This is a genomic window from uncultured Nostoc sp. (assembly GCF_964245575.1).
Taxonomy (GTDB): domain Bacteria; phylum Cyanobacteriota; class Cyanobacteriia; order Cyanobacteriales; family Nostocaceae; genus Nostoc.
The window spans coordinates 1-19,446 of sequence record NZ_CAXTNP010000023.1 but is presented as its reverse complement, the minus strand read 5'-3'; the positions used below and the strand labels follow the sequence as shown (position 1 = coordinate 19,446).

General features: G+C 42.4%; 16 protein-coding genes. 7 read left to right on the top strand and 9 right to left on the bottom strand.

What is annotated here, in order from left to right:
• The first annotated feature begins 252 nt into the window (after window positions 1-252).
• Window positions 253-1,632 carry a protein kinase gene (locus ACFFAP_RS06060; RefSeq protein WP_375510382.1) on the top strand — a complete coding sequence of 460 codons (1,380 nt, stop codon included), beginning with the start codon at window positions 253-255 and terminating at the stop codon, window positions 1,630-1,632.
• A gap of 132 nt (window positions 1,633-1,764) precedes the next feature.
• Here ACFFAP_RS06060 and ACFFAP_RS06055 read toward each other — a convergent pair whose 3' ends face one another.
• Complete coding sequence (locus ACFFAP_RS06055) at window positions 1,765-2,679, bottom strand: DUF3365 domain-containing protein (RefSeq protein ID WP_375510381.1); 915 nt, start codon at window positions 2,677-2,679, stop codon at window positions 1,765-1,767.
• Window positions 2,680-2,860: 181 nt separating this feature from the next.
• Here ACFFAP_RS06055 and ACFFAP_RS06050 point away from each other — a divergent pair, with 181 nt between their 5' ends.
• Window positions 2,861-3,715: a phosphate/phosphite/phosphonate ABC transporter substrate-binding protein gene (locus ACFFAP_RS06050; protein WP_375510380.1), complete on the top strand. Its 855-nt coding sequence runs from the start codon at window positions 2,861-2,863 to the stop codon at window positions 3,713-3,715.
• A 254-nt stretch (window positions 3,716-3,969) separates the two neighbouring features.
• On the opposite strand, the gene ACFFAP_RS06045 is transcribed toward ACFFAP_RS06050, so the two are convergent.
• The 5 genes from ACFFAP_RS06045 to ACFFAP_RS06025 all read right to left on the bottom strand — a co-directional run bounded on the left by ACFFAP_RS06045 (window position 3,970) and on the right by ACFFAP_RS06025 (window position 11,327).
• Window positions 3,970-4,740, bottom strand: coding sequence for a hypothetical protein (locus ACFFAP_RS06045; RefSeq protein WP_375510379.1), 771 nt, complete (start codon window positions 4,738-4,740; stop codon window positions 3,970-3,972).
• 452 nt (window positions 4,741-5,192) lie between these two features.
• Entirely contained in the window at window positions 5,193-7,925 is a 2,733-nt protein-coding gene (locus tag ACFFAP_RS06040; RefSeq protein WP_375510378.1) for a GAF domain-containing protein, read from the bottom strand.
• A gap of 557 nt (window positions 7,926-8,482) precedes the next feature.
• Window positions 8,483-8,953, bottom strand: coding sequence for an N-glycosidase (locus ACFFAP_RS06035; RefSeq protein ID WP_375510377.1), 471 nt, complete (start codon window positions 8,951-8,953; stop codon window positions 8,483-8,485).
• 158 nt (window positions 8,954-9,111) lie between these two features.
• The gene (locus tag ACFFAP_RS06030; RefSeq protein WP_375510376.1) at window positions 9,112-10,647 is read right to left on the bottom strand and encodes an ATP-binding protein; all 1,536 of its coding nucleotides are present in this window, start codon (window positions 10,645-10,647) and stop codon (window positions 9,112-9,114) included.
• On the bottom strand, window positions 10,644-11,327 hold the full coding sequence (locus ACFFAP_RS06025; protein ID WP_375510375.1) for a response regulator transcription factor: 684 nt from the start codon (window positions 11,325-11,327) through the stop codon (window positions 10,644-10,646). Before ACFFAP_RS06025 ends, ACFFAP_RS06030 begins: the two co-directional genes overlap by 4 nt.
• A 150-nt stretch (window positions 11,328-11,477) precedes the next feature.
• Here ACFFAP_RS06025 and ACFFAP_RS06020 point away from each other — a divergent pair, with 150 nt between their 5' ends.
• The 4 genes from ACFFAP_RS06020 (at window position 11,478) to ACFFAP_RS06005 (ending at window position 13,454) form a co-directional block, all read left to right on the top strand.
• Window positions 11,478-11,747 carry a hypothetical protein gene (locus ACFFAP_RS06020; RefSeq protein WP_375510374.1) on the top strand — a complete coding sequence of 90 codons (270 nt, stop codon included), beginning with the start codon at window positions 11,478-11,480 and terminating at the stop codon, window positions 11,745-11,747.
• A 155-nt stretch (window positions 11,748-11,902) separates the two neighbouring features.
• Entirely contained in the window at window positions 11,903-12,298 is a 396-nt protein-coding gene (locus ACFFAP_RS06015) for a hypothetical protein (RefSeq protein ID WP_375510373.1), read from the top strand.
• A gap of 159 nt (window positions 12,299-12,457) precedes the next feature.
• Complete coding sequence (locus ACFFAP_RS06010) at window positions 12,458-13,234, top strand: intradiol ring-cleavage dioxygenase (protein WP_375510372.1); 777 nt, start codon at window positions 12,458-12,460, stop codon at window positions 13,232-13,234.
• 70 nt (window positions 13,235-13,304) lie between these two features.
• Complete coding sequence (locus tag ACFFAP_RS06005; protein ID WP_375510371.1) at window positions 13,305-13,454, top strand: hypothetical protein; 150 nt, start codon at window positions 13,305-13,307, stop codon at window positions 13,452-13,454.
• A 110-nt stretch (window positions 13,455-13,564) separates the two neighbouring features.
• Here ACFFAP_RS06005 and modA read toward each other — a convergent pair whose 3' ends face one another.
• Window positions 13,565-14,479, bottom strand: coding sequence for a molybdate ABC transporter substrate-binding protein (gene modA / locus ACFFAP_RS06000; RefSeq protein ID WP_375510370.1), 915 nt, complete (start codon window positions 14,477-14,479; stop codon window positions 13,565-13,567).
• A gap of 610 nt (window positions 14,480-15,089) precedes the next feature.
• Between modA and ACFFAP_RS05995 the strand changes: the two genes are divergently transcribed.
• A complete protein-coding gene (locus ACFFAP_RS05995; protein ID WP_375510369.1) occupies window positions 15,090-15,302 on the top strand; it encodes a hypothetical protein in 213 nt (70 codons plus the stop codon).
• 133 nt (window positions 15,303-15,435) lie between these two features.
• Here the strand turns inward: ACFFAP_RS05995 and ACFFAP_RS05990 are convergent, their stop codons facing one another.
• Window positions 15,436-17,049 carry an iron uptake porin gene (locus ACFFAP_RS05990; protein WP_375510368.1) on the bottom strand — a complete coding sequence of 538 codons (1,614 nt, stop codon included), beginning with the start codon at window positions 17,047-17,049 and terminating at the stop codon, window positions 15,436-15,438.
• A gap of 973 nt (window positions 17,050-18,022) precedes the next feature.
• On the bottom strand, window positions 18,023-19,423 hold the full coding sequence (locus ACFFAP_RS05985) for a sugar porter family MFS transporter (protein WP_375510367.1): 1,401 nt from the start codon (window positions 19,421-19,423) through the stop codon (window positions 18,023-18,025).
• Window positions 19,424-19,446: the final 23 nt, after the last annotated feature.

The following is a 19,446-nucleotide window of genomic DNA, read 5'->3' as shown; positions in this document are numbered from 1 at the left end:
ACAAGGGGCAAAAGGCAGGGAGCAAGGGAGAAGAGTTTTCCCCTCAGCAAAAGCAGCACCCCGCCCCTTTGCCTCTTTTCTAATGCCCAATGACTTTTCACTGTAGACGGCTAATCTTTTAACCAGTTCCTTAAAAGTGTAATCCTCAAAAAACCTTAAAATCTCAGCACTACCTAGTTTCTATCTCAATAAACCTTCCTAAAGCTGGTAGTTGTGCCAAGATTAATTTGAGGACTTAAGGCTTGTGACATAATGTTAGGACAATTATTAGACGGACGTTACCAAGTCCTTCAAGTGTTAGGTAAAGGTGGATTCGGTCAAACGTACATAGCCCAAGACACCCACCGACCAGGATTCCCGAAATGCGTTGTCAAACACCTTAAGCCCGTCAGTCGTAACCCTGAATTTCTCGAAACTGCCAGACGGTTATTTACCGGTGAGGCAGAAACACTAGAACAACTGGGTTACCATGACCAGATTCCTCGACTTTTAGCCTATTTTGAAGACAACCAAGAGTTCTTCTTGGTGCAAGAGTTCATTGAAGGGCATACTCTAAAAGCGGAACTGTTCCCCAATCAACCTTGGATAGAAGAGAAAGTAATTCAATTTCTCCAACAAATGTTGGATATTCTGCAATTTATTCACAGCCGCAACGTTATCCATCGAGATATCAAGCCGGACAATATAATCAGGCGACAACAAGACGACAAGTTAGTGCTGATTGACTTTGGCGCAGTCAAACAAGTCCAAACTCAACTGCTTACATTTCCAGCACGCAGTGCGGCTACTATTGCCATTGGCACCCCAGGATATATGTCTACAGAACAGGCGCAAGGTAAGCCGCGCCCCAACAGCGATATTTATTCCTTGGGCATTATTGCTATTCAATCGCTGACAGGGGTACATCCGATAAACTTTGAGGAAGACCCAGATACAGGAGAAATTTCTTGGCAGCATCAAGCTAACGTTAGTTCTGAGTTGGCATCTATGCTATCTAAGATGGTTCTACACCACTTCAAACAGCGCTATCAGTCTGCGGCTGAAGTTCTACAGGTGCTTAAGCATCTCGATACTAAAATAGAAGCGCAATCATTTCAATCATCATTTTTTACACAACCGCCTCAAGACTCACTTTCTCAACAAAACTCAATTGGGTATCCGCCTGCTTTTATCCTGTCAACAGAAAATTACAGTCGGTTAGAAACAATTCTTTTGCAATTTGTCGGCCCCGTTGCCTCAAGATTACTACGACAAGTTGCAGCATTAGCGCCCAACTGTGAAGAATTAATTAGTCAATTGGCGCTTCATCTTCGAGGAAATCAACAAATTGATTTTAAGAAGAAAACAATGTTTTTACTAGATAAACGTACTTTACTACAGCAACTTAGTGTTCAATCTGAAATCAAGCCAAATAATTTACCAAACCAAGAACCTCAAGTAATCAGCGATAACTTTGTGCATCAGTGCGAACGAGAATTAGCTGATTTAATTGGGCCAATAGCTAGGTTCTTAGTCCAAAAGGCTGTTAGGTCTTCTGGGCAAAGTTCTCGTGCAGAATTTGTGAATGTTTTAGCATCACAAATTCCCGAACCTCAAAAAGCTTTGCAATTTCAGCAACGCCTACTTTCTTAATTTTTTAACCATTGGGTTTTTCTATCCGTAAATTACGAATTACATTAGCGACGCGCTTTCTCGTGTCCGCGTACTCTTACAGAGAAGCAAGCTACGCTTTTAGCGTCTCGTAGAGAGCGTCATTCCGAATTATTAGCTCTGGTTATTCAGCATCTCCATAGCTATTTTTAAGCTAGCTTTCATCCGATTAAATGCTTCTGCTAACCCGCCAATTTCATCTTTAGAGCTTTCTTCAAAATCAGCATTCATATCACCAATGCTAACTTTTTGAGCTATTTTCTCTATTCTTCTGATGCGCTGAATCACATATTTTTTGATTAAAAAGTTAATTAAGAAAACTATGATCGCAAAAATTGTAATTAAAAGTCCCATTATCCATATCCAAGTCCGTTTGGCATTGGCAAAAATATCTTCAGAAGGAACAGAGACTATTTGGGCAGAAACAATATCATTTAGCTGCCAGCCAAAACCATTTTCGGAGCCATAAGTTACCAACTGACTCTTAGGAGCCTTATCTGGTGTAGAATGACACCGCAGACATTGCTGCTGTGTAATCTTAAGTGGTCGTGCAATGTAAAATACTTCACCTTCTGACAAGCTGCGAAAGCCAGTAATTTCTAGAGTATTAGGTTCGTTGCGAAAACGCTCTACAAGTTGAGTTTCAAAACCGTCGGCTTTATCTGCTAAATTGGTTGGATTAAGTGTTGCATCTTTATGAAAAAAGTTTGTATATTCCGGGTTTTTACGAAAATTTTCAAAAACCTCTTTAGCGGAAAAAGTTGGTATTACTTCAGGTATGAACGTTGGGTTAGTATCTACTCTCGGTTCCAATAGGGGAACTATACGGTTTTGTGTATAGTTTCTAACTGCGTTCACCATTTGAATAAGAATCTCCGCTTGGAAAGCAACTTCATTTTGCGCCCTTCTCTGAAGTACACTGGATAAGGCAACGCCACTACCCAATATACTGACTATGAAAACTAATATTAAAAGTAAGTTAAATTTAGCACCTATTTTTAAGTTCTTTAATGTAATGTTGTTTAACATAACCTAACCAAGTAAGGCGATATCAGAGTTTGTCTAATATTTATTTATACCTGTTAAAAACTATCTCAACAATATTTAAATAAATATTAACTTTTTGTCGGAATTGAACCTATTTAGGCAGCATTCAAACTTATCTAAATTAGTCTTGAAAGCCAAGTTATTCCTTTAAGCATAATTAGTGATGTTTTTGCGATTTCCCCGTCGTTTTTTTCTGTTTAATCTGCTAGGTTTGACATTTGCCGCTTGCCAATCACCACGAGAGTTTGAGGGTACATTAACTATTGGTGTTATCAACTATGGTGGAGGCGAACAGATAATTAACCAATACGCTAAATTTAATAATTACTTGGGTGAAAAAACAAACTCATATATTCAGCTAGAGCCTGCTTTTAATGAAAACAAAGCGGTTGAGCGCCTTAAGGCTCGTGCTTGGTCGTTGGTATTTGCTCCACCGGGTTTAGCGGCTATTGCGATCGCACGTCACCAATATGTTCCCCTGTTTCCTTTAATAGGTATTAGTAATTTACGTTCAATCTTCGTTGTTCGCAAAGACAATCCAATATCCGACTTAAAACAGCTACAAGGTCAAACAGTCGCTTTAGGTCAGTTAGGTTCAGCAACAGGATATTATTTTCCTCTTTACAATCTTTATGGTACAACACTAGCTGACATACTATTTGCACCCACACCCAAAGCCGCGCTAGAATTGGTTGCTCAAGGAAAAGCGATCGCCTGTGCTGTCTCGGAGGCTGAATTGAGTCTCTACGGTTCACAGTTGGGGTCAACCCAATTCCGTATCCTATTTAAAGACCCTCACTATGTACCCTTGGGTGTAGTCTTAATTGGGCCTAATGTAGAACGTAACCGTCAAGAGTTCATCCGTAAAGTAATGAGCGATACGCCTTCAGGTTTAGCTCAAGAAGTAGGGTATGTACCCAATGGACAAGTACCAGATTACAAATACATGATTTCTATGGTTGATCGGGTCAGCTCGATTAGTTCCAAACTGCAAAATAAACCTGTTCGTTTATTCTAATTAAAGCAATAACAATACTTTCAGCCTTTATTCTCTCTAAAATGCTCATCTAAATTTCTCAATTGCGAATGGGCGAAAAAGCGAATTGCGAATTGGTATAAGGTCTACAAAAAAGCCCTCGTGTTACAGAGGGCATTGTTATTGCTAAATTTTGTAAAGCATAAATTGAGAATAAAAAACAGCTAGCAAGTCCGACTGGGAAATTAAGCTGCTGGCTAATCATAAATAAAAACAGATAGAAGAAATAAAAGAGGTCAAAAAAACAATTTGAATCGTGCTAGCTGGTTTTCAATAGTTCCTGTCAGGATTTTATTTAGTTCTGTGGTGTCTTGGAATTGCAAAATTTGCTGTGTCGGTAAATCGAAGGGAAATTGCCCTTCAAAGTCTGGGCGTTGCATGTGCGCTAGTAAAATCTGTTCAGACCGCTTACTTTGGATGGCATAGCCAATCTCAATACAGACATTCGGACTGGGAATTAATTGGGGGGTTTCTTTACCATCAATACTAGCAATGGGTGTGGTGTCAGCGATAAATAACAAACTCTTACGGATTTTTCGCATGATAGTGCGGTTAATCCGTACAGTAGCACCACTGGGGCGAGAGGATTCTACTAATGTTAGGGGAAGACGCGATCGCTTATTTAAACTTTCCAAACTTTTTCGCAGTTCTTCTCTAAGAACATTCGTCGCTGCGGCATACTCTGTTTGATAAGATAAAAAAAACGTTGGTTCTAACTGAGCCAACAGCGCCTGTTTGGTAAAATAAATTTCATGACTAATTAAGTCAATGTTGGCGACGCAATAGCCACCACTACCTTCAATATAAAATTCAATATTTTCCCCTTCCAAATAGCGTCCAAACCAAGTTGATTTCTTAACTTCGTCGCTTTCTTCTAAAAAGTCTGCTCGCAATGCTGATCTGAGCAAGCTTTTTTTGCTTAAGCGAATGTCTGGCGGACGTTTTTCCAGTTCGAGAATCGGCTCGTAATCCTGTATATACCACGCTCTGAGCGCAATAATTGACATAAGGCGCTATTTCAACTATTTTTCACTATTTAACTTAGTATAATATTACACCAAGAGAGTCCCTATCTTAGACTTCTCTTTAAACAGAACAACACCCAAACCTCTACTCGCTGAACTATATCCTCTGATTATTTATCATAGTCAGGGATGTACTAACTTTCATCGCTTGTGTAAACAAGTTATGAAAACCAGTTACAGCGCCCCCTAATCTTCCATATTTGAGGAAATAGCAGTTTTCGCGTTGGGTGTTGCTGTGTTTTGACGAGACAGATTTAAGTTAAACAGCGTCTTTTACCTCTTATTACATTCCAAATGCAGCTGTTATTATCTGCCAGGGAAGCTTTATTAGCTTCAATTATTAGATTATCACTTCTGCATGGGAGGGATTTTTTTTGCAACTAAACTTTACTTTTAATCATTTGTCATTTGTCTTGTTAACGATTTCTCTACCTTTAGCGATCTATTTTGGCTGGAGGCTTGATGGGAATTTCAATCCAGAACTCTGTACCTTTGCCAGGTTCGGAAATGCACTCCATTATTCCACGATGTTTTTCGACAATAATCTGATAGCTGATTGCCAATCCTAGTCCTGTACCCTTACCCACAGGTTTGGTAGTGTAAAACGGGTCAAAAATCCGCTTTTTCACCTCTTCAGTCATCCCAGACCCATTGTCGCTAATACGAATTAATAGACGAGCGTTGTCTGCTGAGACTTTAGTGGAAATGTGGATAGTGGGCATTGGGTATTGGGCATTCTCTTTGTCTTTCTTACCCCCATACCCCATTTCTAGGGCATCTATGGCATTGCTGAAGATATTCATGAATACCTGATTCATTTGACCGGCATAGCATTCTACCTGTGGTATGTTGCCATACTCTTTGATTACCTCAATGCGTGGGAATTCACCATTTCCTTTCAGGCGATGTTGCAAAATTAACAAGGTGTTGTCAATGCCTTCATGCAGGTCAACGCGCTTGTTTTCAGCCTCATCCAAGCGAGAAAAACTGCGTAACGACAGCACTATTGAGCGGATGCGATCGCTTCCTACTTGCATTGAAGTCATGATTTTCGGGAGGTCTTCTACCAAAAATTCAAAATCCATTGCTTTGATAGCGGCGGTAATTTCGCTATGAGGGTGGGGATAGTGTAACTGATAGAGACGTAAAATTTCTAGTAGTTGTTGAGTGTAATCATTTGCGTGGCACAGATTAGCATAGATAAAGTTAACAGGGTTGTTGATTTCGTGGGCGACACCCGCCACCAACTGTCCTAAACCGGACATTTTTTCGGTGTGAATCAATTTTGTCTGTGTTTCTTGGAGTTCATGTAGGGTATGCTCTAACTGGGCAGCTTGATTTCTGGCTTCAGTTTCGGCATTACAGGTTTGTTCGTAGAGTTGTGCTTGTTGAATAGCGATCACAGCCTGATCTCCTAGCTGTTGCAATAAATCAATTTCTGCATCCTGCCAATCTCTGGGAGTATCACACTCATGGACTATTAGTAACCCCCATACTTCCAAACCTATATTAATCGGGACTATTAAGGTTGCTTGCACTTGCAGACTCTGCAAAAACTCTCGATGACAATCATTTAAAGAAGCTGTCGAAACGTTATTAATTGCCCGTACTCTGCCCAGACTATATAGATGGCTATACTCATCAGGAAAGCAATCGGCTGGTGGATTCATTCCCAAAACTGACTGCCAATTGCCATTAATCTCTTCGACAATCACCGATTTCCTCTTCAGTTCAAAAATCACTACCCGGTCTGAGTTTAGCAGGGCACGGACTTCTCGAACGATGGATTGCAGAGTTGTCTGCAAGTCTAATGTGCGGCGAATATGCTCTGTGACTTGCTTGAGTACCTTGGTAAATAGTAATGATTTTTCGAGTTCATAAGTTTGCTCTTGTACCCGCAGTTCTAGGTTGGCATTCAGGGTTTGTACCTGTTTAAACATTTGCTGCTGCTGAATTGCCATTGAGAAATGCTCGGATAAGGCTTGCGCTAATGAGATGTCTTCCGGTTTCCACTGAGCTGATTGCCCCTTTTTTTGCTCTCGCCAAAGCTCAAAAGAAAGCTGTGGTAATAGTTGCCGCCGATTTTGTTCACATCGTCCCGCCCACAAGATTTCCGTTTCAAATTCAGAGCGAAAAATGCTTAATACACCGATAAATTTTTCCCGGTAATGTAGGGTAATCACCATAAGTCCGCGAATTTGAGTAGAACGGAATGCTAAAGCCAAAACTCGCAAATGTAGTTCTTTATACAGGTTGGTTGTTACCCAAATATTACCGTGTTTACACTCAGCCATCCAGTTTTGCCATAAGGGATGCTGTTCGATAATATTGTTATCTAACTCGTAGGGGAGTGTCGGTTGATCGCCCCAGGTGTATAGTTCCTGACTCTGTTCAATGTAAAGCCTGCCACCTACTCCACCCAAGGCAGTAATAACTTCTTCTAGCGCCCCCTGCAATTGGACTGTCGGTAGTTTATGTAATAGTGTGGTTACTCGGTTAATAGTAGCTTCTCGCTCTTGCTTGGTGCGGGCTGCGGTGAGTAGATTACTTTGAGCGATCGCGATCGCAACTTGGTCAGCTACTTGCTGCAATACTTTTAGTTCCCCCTCCAAAATCTTTCGCGGTTCACTTTGGTGAGATACTAACAATCCCCACAATGTAGGTTTTGCCGATTGTTCTTGTGGATCGCAATCTAAAATTGGTACTACCAACGAAGACTGCACGCCCATTGCCTTTAAGTATTGAATATGACAGGGGTCTACCTGCCGATAGTGGATATTAGTTTCTAGAACTTTGCCAGTTTCTTTTGACTGTAGAGCGGATAACCCGATCTTCCCGTTTGCCACATCGATAATCGAACGTTGTTGTGCTAAGAGAAACATCTCCCTAGCTTTTTGTGGAATATCATCAGCTGGGAAGCGCAGCCCCAATAAGGATGGCAGACGCTGCTCATGGATAGATTCAGCAATGACTTCACCACTACCATTGGTATCAAAACGATACACCTTTACCCGATCTGCACCCAAAAATAAACGCACTTGGCTAACGGTAGTCGTTAATATCTCTTGGAGGTCGAGCGATCGCCTGATCTGGTTTATCATCTGGTGCAGTAAATTTTCTTGGTCTAAGCTTTGCTGCAACCCTTTTGGTTTATCGGTAAATGTCATTGCTTATATACACCATGACTGAAGTATAATTTTTTTTATAATTGTCACTGATAAGAGCTTTCAACTTAACAATGCCTTGATTCTCATCCCATTTCCAGAAATTCCTGCTCAAATGCGTTGCTAGGAGCGTACATCTGTTGCAAATCTCTTTGAAAATGGATCAGAGGATATTTGAAAAGTATCAGATATTTTGCTTGATCCCTCTAATTATTCTAAAGTTGAGTTAAGGAGATATCAAACTGTTTGGTGTATCATTAAATACTTTTAAAACAGCCTTTAAAGTCTAAAGTTAAGAAAATTTTAATCATTGACATCTATTAATTTTATATTCTCAATCAGTAAACTATTTCAGTAATGTTACTTAAATTATTGACTGAAAAACTGCGTTAAATTAAAAATATTTTTTTACCCTTTTTGCCCATTAATTCAATTAATTAAAAATTTTTCAAATAAATAACTAAATTATTCACAACTGTTTCAAAGATTTTTGGCTGGGGAATTTTACTATTCCCCGTCGAATTACTGATTTTATGTTAAATGTAACTATTTTGATTAAATTATTCGTAAATTACCGTTAAAGATAGTAAGTTACGGATTTCTTCACGCACACTCATGAGGGTTTTACCAAGATGGTTTTGACCTGCTTTATTAGCACCACAGCCCCAAAAAGAATCGGTTGGGGAGTTTTCAACCAAAATCTCATCGCCAGTCTTCAGGAGAACTTCTCTAATATCAATATGAGTGATAAACTTTTTGAGTACAGCTTCTCGCATAATTTCAGTTTTGACCAAATCCCAGTCTCGACGGAGTTGGCGAGTGCTACACCTTCCCAACGCGGCAGCTTCTTCTGGGGTTGCGGCAGCATGGATGAGGGGTATAATTGCCGCATCTGTGCTGCCAACAAATTTTTGCGCTTGATAATAATGCTCAACCGTTGGCCAGTAAGTACCGTGGATGTGGATTCCGTGGAGAGAAAAGTTAGAAAAACAGCCATAAGGCTGCCAAACCTTATAAAAGTAAATGGTCATTTGAAAATTGCTCTTTTATATATCAATTTCAGGGTAGCTGAAAGATCGCACTCGCAACCCAAAATCGAGTTGATAAAACAGATTTTCTCTCGTTTCATATCACTGCGGATTCTTCCCAACGACTTATAAAGATTCTCAAATTTCTACCGAGCGATCGCTCAATTCTGCAACTTCATCGGTAAGGTGAGAGTAAATGCTGTTTGACCAAAAGATGTTGAGTCAAGGGTGAGATCGCCATGATGGGCCCTGGCAATTTCACGGGCTAGGCCCAGTCCCAGTCCGATGCCTTCTATCTTGCGGGTTCGAGCCGGATCACCGCGATAGAAACGGTCAAAAATGCGTTCACGTTCACGTGCGCCGTAGGCATCACTCAGGGGAATATCTTTGGATGCATTGGCAATGGTGACGTGGAGAGTTGTTTGAGTTTGATAAGCGCGAATTTGTATCCAGCCGTTGGCAAGATTGTATTTGATAGCATTACTGAACAGATTTTGCAAAACTTGAATAAGAAGATCGCGATCGCCCTGTACCCTTAGCCCATCAGTGAAGTCAGTTTGTACAGTCAAGTGGGGAGCTAACATTTCCACGTCTTCTAACATTTCTATCAGTAACTCAGACATATCCACCTCAACCAAATACAAACTCATTTTTCCCGCATCTGCTAGAGATAGCAGCAAGAGTTTCCGCATAATTCCACTCAGGCGGCGCACCTCATCCAACAAGTTACTTAACCGCTGTTGCACTTCACTTCCGGGATCGACCTGTTGCAGCGTTCGTTCCAGTTCGCCTTGCAAAATAGTCAGTGGGGTTTTCAGTTCATGAGCGGCGTCACCACTAAAACGGGAAGCTTGGGTAAAACTGCGTTCCAAGCGTTCCAGCATAAGGTTAAATACCTGAATCAGTTCGACAAATTCCGCATCAATTGTCCCAATCGGAATCCGTTGATCTAGCCCTTTTACAGTTACCTGTTGAATCACGCCCGTTAATTGCCGGATGGGACGCAAAGCACTACCAGAAAACAACCATGCGCCGATCGCAACCAGGAAAAGCGCTCCCGGAATTGAAATCAGAAAGATATTCTGAATGGTTGCCATTTCTTGATCGACGGCTTGCAGATTAACAGCAATGGCAACCTGAACATTAGGAAATTTAGCTGCTCCAATCCGCCAAGCTGCTGTTTTTGTCTGCTCAGTGACAAATTGAGTTGGGCGGGGACGAAGAAAAGGTGGTGGCTGAACGGATGGGTTTGTATTGGGGGGTGGCGATGGTTCTCTCTGCGGGCGTGGTGGTGAAGGTATCGACTGAAGACGCTTAAGCAGCAGACGATTCACCTCAACGTTGGTAGGTAGGGAGTTGGATTGATAAAGTATCTTGTTGTTTGCATCAAGCACCAGTAGGGCAATGGGGGTTTTTGTATTGGTTGCGAAGGAATATGATAATGAATCTTCGTAAAACTGCCATCGTGAGCGATTGGGTAAGGGTCGGCTTTCTTTGCCCAGAAATTCAGGAGGTTCCCCGCGTGGAGGCAAGTTTGGAGTTGCCCGCATCAAGGAATTTAACAGTTCTGCATCAAGACGGCTAATCTTAGCATTGTAAATCTGAAACCAGGAGACTGCGCCAAAGCCTACTAATGTGGTTCCAGATAGAGCCGCAGACAACAGGGCAATTCGGAGTCGAAACGAAGAGAGTTTCATGAGCTAAAATCTGGCTTGCGAAATCGGTATCCAACCCCTCGAATGCTTTCAATCCAGACTGCTTGATCAATGGGGTCAATTTTTTTACGAATTCGCTGGATACAAACATCCACGACGTTGGTGTTGGGGTTAAAGTCGTAGCCCCAAACGTGTTCCAATATTTGGGTACGGGTGAAAACCCGTCCGGGAGAGCGCATGAGATACTCCAGAAGATTAAACTCGCGGCTGGTGAGTTCTATCGCCTGGTGATTGCAAGTGACTTCCCTGGTGATCCGATCAAGTTTGAGGGGGCCAACGCAAAGCAGATTTTGACGCTCGCTCACACTCCGGCGGACAACGGCATGAATTCGAGCCGCTAACTCTTCCACAAAAAACGGTTTAGCGATATAGTCATCGGCTCCCAAATTTAGTCCTTCCAAGCGATCGTCTAGTTCATTCCGAGCCGTCAACAAAATTACCGGAGCATTCCGACCTTGCCGCCGCAAGAGTTTCAGAATCGATAATCCATCCTTTCCCGGCACCATAATGTCGAGTACAATCACATCATATTCATTTTCTAATGCCCGCAGATATCCATCATCACCGTTGTCGCAGTAGTCTACAACAAATCCCTGCTCCTTCAGTCCAGCCCGGACAAAGTTAGCAATTTTCGCTTCATCTTCGACAAACAGAACGTTCACAAGCTTTTATTACTTCACATATTGTTCCATTTTAAATTCATTATTTTTTTGTTCAAATTACAAAACTGTAATTTAGAAAATAGGTGGACTGTAATTTTGAGGTGGCTTAATCATAAATATGAACACCCTACCTTTTGAAGGTTGATTTTTATGAATATTCGTCGAGTGTTAGCCGTAGCAGCAATTCCTTTTTTAATTGGTACATTCGGTTTTGTTACACCTAATCAGGCAAATGCTGCTAATCCATCCAATCGGAATGCACAGATTTCACAACAGCCCAACAGACCGCAAACATCTGAAAAAAAACCACACATCAGGCATTCCAAACCCCGTCCAAATCAGAAAAAGCGTCCTCCCCAACATCCCCAACCTCATAATCAGGGCGCGGTTCACAATCGCGTAGAACACAATAACCGTTAATTGCAGCACCCTTGCGTTTCGCCTCGTCGTAACTTGGCGATCGCAAGAGCATTCTTTCCCCAAATTACAAAATTGTAATTTACAAGCAGGGCGAACTGTAATTTTGGTTCGGTTGAATCAGAAATGTAAACGATCTCATCTATTAAAGAATGATAATGAATATTCGTCGAGTACTAGTTGTAACAGCGATTCCTCTTCTAGTCAGCACATTTGGTTTTATTTCGCTCAATCAGGCAAATGCCGCTAGTAAATTCTCTCAAATTGCACAGGCGCAACTACCGCCCAACCGACCACCAGATGGGCAGCAGCGTCCGCCTCGACCAGATTTTAAGGCGGCTGCGGCAAAATTAGGAGTTACAGAAACACAATTAAAGAATGCGTTGGGAGTTCCTGCCAATCCTCCAAATCCAGGCGATCGCAATCAGCGCCCACCTCGACCTGATTTTAAAGCAGCTGCTGCAAAGCTAGGAGTTACAGAACAACAGTTAAAAGATGCACTCGGTGTTCCACCTCATCCTCCTGGGGTAGATCGCTCTAATCCACCAAAATAGCTGAACATTATCTAGATTAAGGAAAAAATTAAATTATCCATTAATCCTAGTAGTAGTCTGTCAAGTTGAAATTGATGCGTAAGCAAGTTCGTAGTAAAGACTCTAGTCCTGACTACGAACTCTCAAAACTAGCTTTGCCAAAAGTATGGTGAACAAAGCATGAAAAAAGATGATTGTCAAATAAGTCGCATTCGGAGTCGAAGAAAAGCACTTGCTCTATTTAGGGCAGCCGGAACTGCAATACTTGTAGTTGGATGCATACCGAGAAAGTCCAGATCCACACAGGTGCAATCGAGTGTAGCTGTCCCAGCATCATCTTTAGCCAATGGTACATTGCCTGCGTGTGTCGTGACTCCAGAGCAGACCGAAGGCCCTTATTTCGTAGACGAAAAGCTAAACCGCTCCGACATCCGCTCCGATCCGGCGGATGGTTCAGTGAAAAACGGTGTACCACTCCAACTGACGCTGCGGGTTTCTCAAGTTGGTAGTACTGGGTGTGCGCCACGCGCAGGTGCGATCGTGGATATTTGGCACTGTGATGCACTAGGCGTTTATTCAGACGTGAAAGATCCAGGTTTTAGTACCGTCGGCAAAAAGTTCCTGCGTGGCTATCAAGTCACGGACGCAAATGGAACCGTCCAGTTCACAACTATTTATCCTGGTTGGTATCAAGGCAGAACCGTCCATATCCACTTTAAGGTTCGCACAGATGTGCCATCAGCACAGAATTATGAGTTTACGTCGCAGCTATACTTTGATGACTCGATCACAGATCAAGTACACACCCAGACACCATACGCCAGCAAGGGACAACGCCAGTTGAAGAATGCTGGAGACGGAATTTTTCAAGATGGTGGCGAACAAATGTTGCTTAAGCTCACTAAAACAAGCCTTGGCTACGCAGCAACATTTGATATTGGGCTTCAAATGGCTTAATAGCAATTCTCCGTAAACTTGTAATATCACTACTCTAAGCAGAATAAAATCAGGCGAAAGGATTGAAGCGATGCCTTCGGCGAGCTTCGCTAACGCCAAACTGATGACACAGCTTAAAATACCCATCACCATAGTCACCATGCAAACTAATCTTGATTCACCAACTATGGAAAGAATGTTTGGTGATTTTTATCAAAATGAATTGCAACTCAACTATTGATTCAGCATAATCTGACTTTCCACATCCCGTGAAAAGTCAAGATTATACCTGGGTTAATTCCTATTTGCAGTTATGAGTTCAATTTTGATTGAGAATACAGCCAAAAACCTTTAATCCACAGCTGCTTTAGCTTTAGCTTTGGCTTTTGCCTTTACCTTTCGCTTCATCATAAGGCCGACTATACCTACTGCTATTGAGCCACCAGTAGTCATAGGTTCGGGGATAGTAGAGAATCCAAATCTCTGAAACACGGGTGACGCTTGAGAGCTGCCCAGAAAGGAGTTGAAGTCCCTAGCTGCGTCTGGGTTTTGAGTTTGTTGGAGTACAGCAGAGCCATAAACAATCGGAGAGTAAGCGTTGATAGGCGGAGTGTATACAATTTTGACTTTATTAGGTAATGTTAGAGCGTCTGTGGTGTAAACAATCCCCGCATCTATACTATCATTAGTGTCGCTTGACACTAATGATAGTACATCACGCACATTCGAGCCGAAGACAAGTTTGGGTTGGATTTGCTGCGATATGCCGGAATTGGCAAATAATTCCTGGGCGAATCCTCCTGCTGGAACAAACGCAGGATTACCAATAGCCACTTGGCGCACCTGTGGCTGTAATAGGTCTTGAACGCTTGATATAGATATGGTTGAATTTATCGGCGTGATTATAGCTAAGGTGTTGTTTAGTACATCTTGCCTGGTTCCTGGTATTAGTTTGTTGGCAGCTTGCAGATTATCTAACGGTGCTTGGGATACTGAGAAGAATATATCTACCGGATTTGGATTTGTTCCCGTTAGGATTTGATTAGCAAGAGTACCAGAAGCCCCAAAGGTATTGATAAAGGTGACGTTGGGGTTGCTTTGCTGGTAAAGTGCCTCAACCTGGGGTAGGGTGTCGGTCAAGCTGGCAGCAGCATAGATGTAAATCGGACCACTAAATGTGGCAGCTTGTGCTGGTTTAGCTTGGATTACACCAAAACCCAAAGCAATGCTAGCGGTTGCAAGTGCTAATTTGTACGTTGTATTCATAAAATATTTACTGTATTTTTATGTATTATTTACTACAATTTTTGAAGTTCTAAATCTTGCACCCAGCATTGAAAGTTTGCTTTTCACTCCTGCCATAAAATAGGCTAACAAGAAGTTTTAGCTGGGAAGCAATCTTTTGTACTTCAGTATTTACAAGGTACTTTGACGGACAATAAATTACAATTCTTTTGAAAGCATCTTTATATAATAAATACAGTATTCTATGTACTTATACTGCTACTTAAAAGCTTGAATACCATGAAAGTAGGTAAATGCATCTGTACTAGAGGGAAATTTTTGTATAAAGTTAGGACTTACACACTGTACAAATTAATCTTGATATGCATTTACTATGCATAGGTCGTTTCAGGCTTTTATTAATCATTCTTTGATAGTAGACTCGCACTTTTGGGGCACAGCAATGCTTATGGGTATCAACTTAAGGGTAAACCCGTTTAAAATCTCGTTTCCAGCCAGAGGCTGGAAATGCACTTCAATTGCGGCTCTGCCGCTAGTCTTGAGGCAAAGCCTCACATTAGGCATTCCCAGTCGGAGACTTCTTTTCGAGACAATCTCTGAAAGCTTGTTCTAGGAAGGCTTTCACCTTAAGTTGACACCCATAAGCAGTGATTTAGTAGGGATTAACTTAGAGGTGCAATTCAATTTTCGTGATAGTGTCGAACTCATGTATCAAGAATCAGTGGAACTGCTCTTACAAGAGGAGGGACAAGCAGAGCTAGATTTAGACAAAGCCTGTAAGCAAATTGAAGCCCTATATAGCAGTCGCCACCTCAGTAAGGACGTAGGATATACAAAGAAGTGATTGATTTGGGCATTACGATGGCAAACCCTTACAGTTATGACCTGGGGCGGGAGTATCTATGATCGATTGCAGATTGCATGAAGAGTGCTGACTATTCAGCACTCTGTTAATCAAGCAAACTATTCACATTCAGTTAAAAATCGAAGGTTGTGCGAATCACACCCACATACTGCGTATCATTTCTGCTGTCGTTTTCTGGGTTGAGAATCATCCAAAAACCAGGAGTCACTGAGATATTATCATTCAGGCGGTAGCGATAGAATGCTTCGATATGGTAAGCGTTATCTCGGTCTTGACGGACATCACTGTTAGAGACACGTGGCGGTATACCAAAAAGAATTCCCGGCAAGTTACCCCTACCACCCACATCAGGAAACGACATACCGATCGCTCCAAACCAGACATTGGCATTGTCGCCACTGTTTACAAATAGAGAATCTGTTCCACCCCTACCATTGGAAATATCACTCAAACCAGAGTTCTTCGCATTTGCCCAAATATATCCACCCCAACCGTGGATTTGGAAATTCGGGGAGAAGCGATAGAATCCCTGTGCGCCGACAATATCGTTGGAAGTAGCAATGTTGTTGCCAAAGGGAGCGTTTGACAGGGCACTACCCGTCCCAGCTGCGAGATCGACTACTCCACCAGGGCTATAGCCATGAGAGTAGGCAACACCAATAGCTCCTTGCTCACCATAATAGGCTAAGTGCGCCAGGGCGTTGTAGCCGCCATCAAACAAGCCGTTGCTAGCCGATGGCACATTGGGACTGCTTGCTAAATAGCCCAAGGTGAGAACTAAGTCTTTGGTAATGTTCCAGTTAGCGGCACCGCCCCCGCCACCTCGCCGGAATAAGGGACTATATGACCCGAAAAGTGAGGGAACTCCATTGCCATCGTCTGCGATCATGGAGGGAGTGACGGTGGTTGAAATATCGGTGTAACCAATGCCTGTGGGCCCAACAACGAAGTTCAGAGACTCACTGACTGGGAAGTAGTAACGGATGTGGGGAACAAGAAGTGTATCGTTGCTGTCATTGTCGAAGTTCAGGCGGGTCATCCCTGTACCTGTAGCGGCGGCTATTTGGCTTGTACCATTAGAATTCGCAAAGTTGCCAAACTCCAGCCGGACTCGCAACAAATCTTTCCCTGTGAAGCTACTCTCTAAGTTGAGACGACCCCGGTTTGCAAAATAGGGACGGGATTCATCGCGATCGCCACCCACCCTATTACCAAAGGTATCACTAACGGCGGTAATAATTTGAGCAGTCAGCCTAGTAGTAGTGGAAAACTGCTGTGCCTCCAGTGTTGCTGTATGTGCTTCTAGCGTATCCACCCGCCCACGCAGCGTTGTCAGTTCTGGGGCAAAGTCTGACTGCAACTTTTGCAGCACTGCCAAGTCTTGCTTATTAACTAAATCGCTAGTAGCTGTGGCAATTAACTCATTAATACGATCCAAACAAGCATTTAAACCTGCGGCAAACTCATAACGGCTTAAGGCACGATTACCGCGATAGGTGGAATTGGGATAACCTGCAATACAGCCGTAGCGTTCCACCAGCGATTGCAATGCACCAAATGCCCAATCAGTTGGTTGTACATCAGAAAACTGGGAAACAGAATTTACTTGTCCCTGCAAATTCCGATTAGTATCTACTGCATTAGAATCATCTTTTGGAGGTGCTGCCGAAACTGCTGTAATTGCCAAAAATAGAAGAAAAAAGCTATGAAAAATAATTTTTAGCATTGTCTTATTATTTGAAAATGGTTTAATTCTGAATTTGTATAGCAAGGGACTGGGGACTGGGTGAAAAGTCTTTTTGTGTCTAAGTTTTATCATCTATCGATGTACTAATCACCAAGGCTTTTGCTATAACTAAATAGATCGCACTCGAACCAAAGCTTCCCACTTCAAAGCTAATCAGCATTAAAGTTATATATTTCGATCTGAGATTTTAGGTTATTTAAAGCAACGCTATGACTTTTTGCTTCTTTCCCAAGAACCGACTAATTCAGGACTTACGCAAAAATTGCCAAAAAGCTTAATTTATCGAACCGCCAAGTCGCCAAGAATTCATAGAGTGTGCGTAAGTCCTATAATTTAAATCTTGGATGTAAATCAATAAACGGCGCATGAAATACCATGCCGGATAAACCAGAAGAACAAAGAGCCGTATTGATAGTTTGCATGTTTTTACTGATTTACTGAAGCGAAAGTTTGTATTTAGTTGTTGTCTAATATTTTTTCTGGGATATAGCATCACAGATGGGAATACAGACTCATAATAATAATAATAAGACTTACGCAAACTCTACGATTTTTGGCGCTCTTGGCGTTCTTGGCGGTTCGATAAATTAAGCTTTTTAGCACTTTCTGCGTAAGTCCTAAATAATTAGGAAAATGCTGTATTTATCAACACACTGCTACATACTTTTCAATTACTTTGCAGTCATCAGTTGTGAAGAAGGCAGGAGGCAGAAGGTTGGAATTTATCTGTTGCTCTCAACCCCATCTAATCCCAAGCCAATTGTTTATAAAACTCCATAAAATTACGCTTGGTGAGACAAGGGGCTTAAGCCCCTTGTTCTATTCAACAAAGCTGGTAATCGGTATAAGGCTAAAACTATTTGTCAAAGTCTTTTTTTACAACCGCTCCAGACGCAGAGGATACAGAGATACGAATTATGAATTACGCACAGCAGTACTAGATGGATGCCAATTACATATCTTCTAACTCAATTCCTTTGGTTTCTTTAATAAAAAAGAGAATGAAAAAGAATGAGGTAGCTGCCGCAATTGTATAGAGTCCATAGGCAGAACCTAGACCGAAATATTGCAGTATAGGAGGAAATGTTGTGGAAATCAGGAAATTGGCAACCCATTGCATAGCAGCAGCTATCGAAAGTGCGGCGGCTCGAATTTTGTTATTAAACATTTCTCCCAACAGCACCCAAACCACTGGCCCCCAGGAGAAACCGAAGCAAAATACATAGAGGTTGGCTGCGATCAGAGCTACAGTCCCGGCGCTTCCGGTAAGATTGGGGTTTCCAGTAGCATCGAGGGGAGCATTGCCAAAAAGATAAGCCATCGTTCCCAAGGTTACGGTCATGCCAATCGACCCTAGTATAAGCAAGGGCTTGCGACCAAATTTATCTACGAAGGCGATCGCAATCAGTGTTGTAATAATGTTGACGGCTCCTGTAATCACCGTAATTGATAGGGAATCTTTTTCGGAAAACCCGACAGCCCGCCACAAAACGCTGCTGTAGTAGAAGATTACATTAATCCCAACAAATTGCTGTAATACAGATAAGCCTACTCCTATCCAAACAATTGGCAGGAGTCCACCACTTCTGCTTAAGAGGTCAGAAAAGCTGGGTTGGCGTTCGCGAAGCACTGTCTGCCGAATTTCTTCGATTTTTGGCAGCACGTCACCCCCTAAAATCTTAGTCAGAACGTTAGCAGCTTCTGGCTCTCGTCCTTTGGCAACTAAGTAACGGGGGGATTCAGGAATTGTTAAAGCCACCATCCCGTAGAATACTGCTGGCGGGACTGCTGTCCAAAACATCCAGCGCCAAGCTGCAACCCCAAACAAAAACGGCGAGTCTGCTGAACCTGCTGACACAGCGATAAAGTAGTCGCTCAATAAGGCGACGAAAATTCCGACTACGATCGCTAATTGTTGCAGAGATCCTAACCTTCCTCGCAAATGGGTGGGAGAACATTCGGCAATGTAAGCTGGCGCGATGACGCTAGCAACGCCGATGCCAATCCCACCCAATAATCGCCAAAAGATAAAATCCCAGATAGTGACGGCCATCCCAGAGCCAATGGCACTGATAGTAAACAACGCCGAAGCGACCACCATTGCGTTGACTCGACCATAACGGTCTGCAATCTGTCCGGCAAAGAAGGCTCCTACCGCAGACCCCAGCAACGCTAGGGACACTGCTAGCCCTGTTACCCAACTACTGGTATGAAAAGCTTTTGCTAGAGATAAAACCGCGCCGTTGATTACAGCAGTGTCAAAACCGAATAAAAACCCGCCGAGTGCCGCAGCACCAGCAATCAATATTACATAAAACGTGTTGGCTTTACGACGAACAGTAGTGGAAGACATAGTTTATTTATTGGGGATTGGGG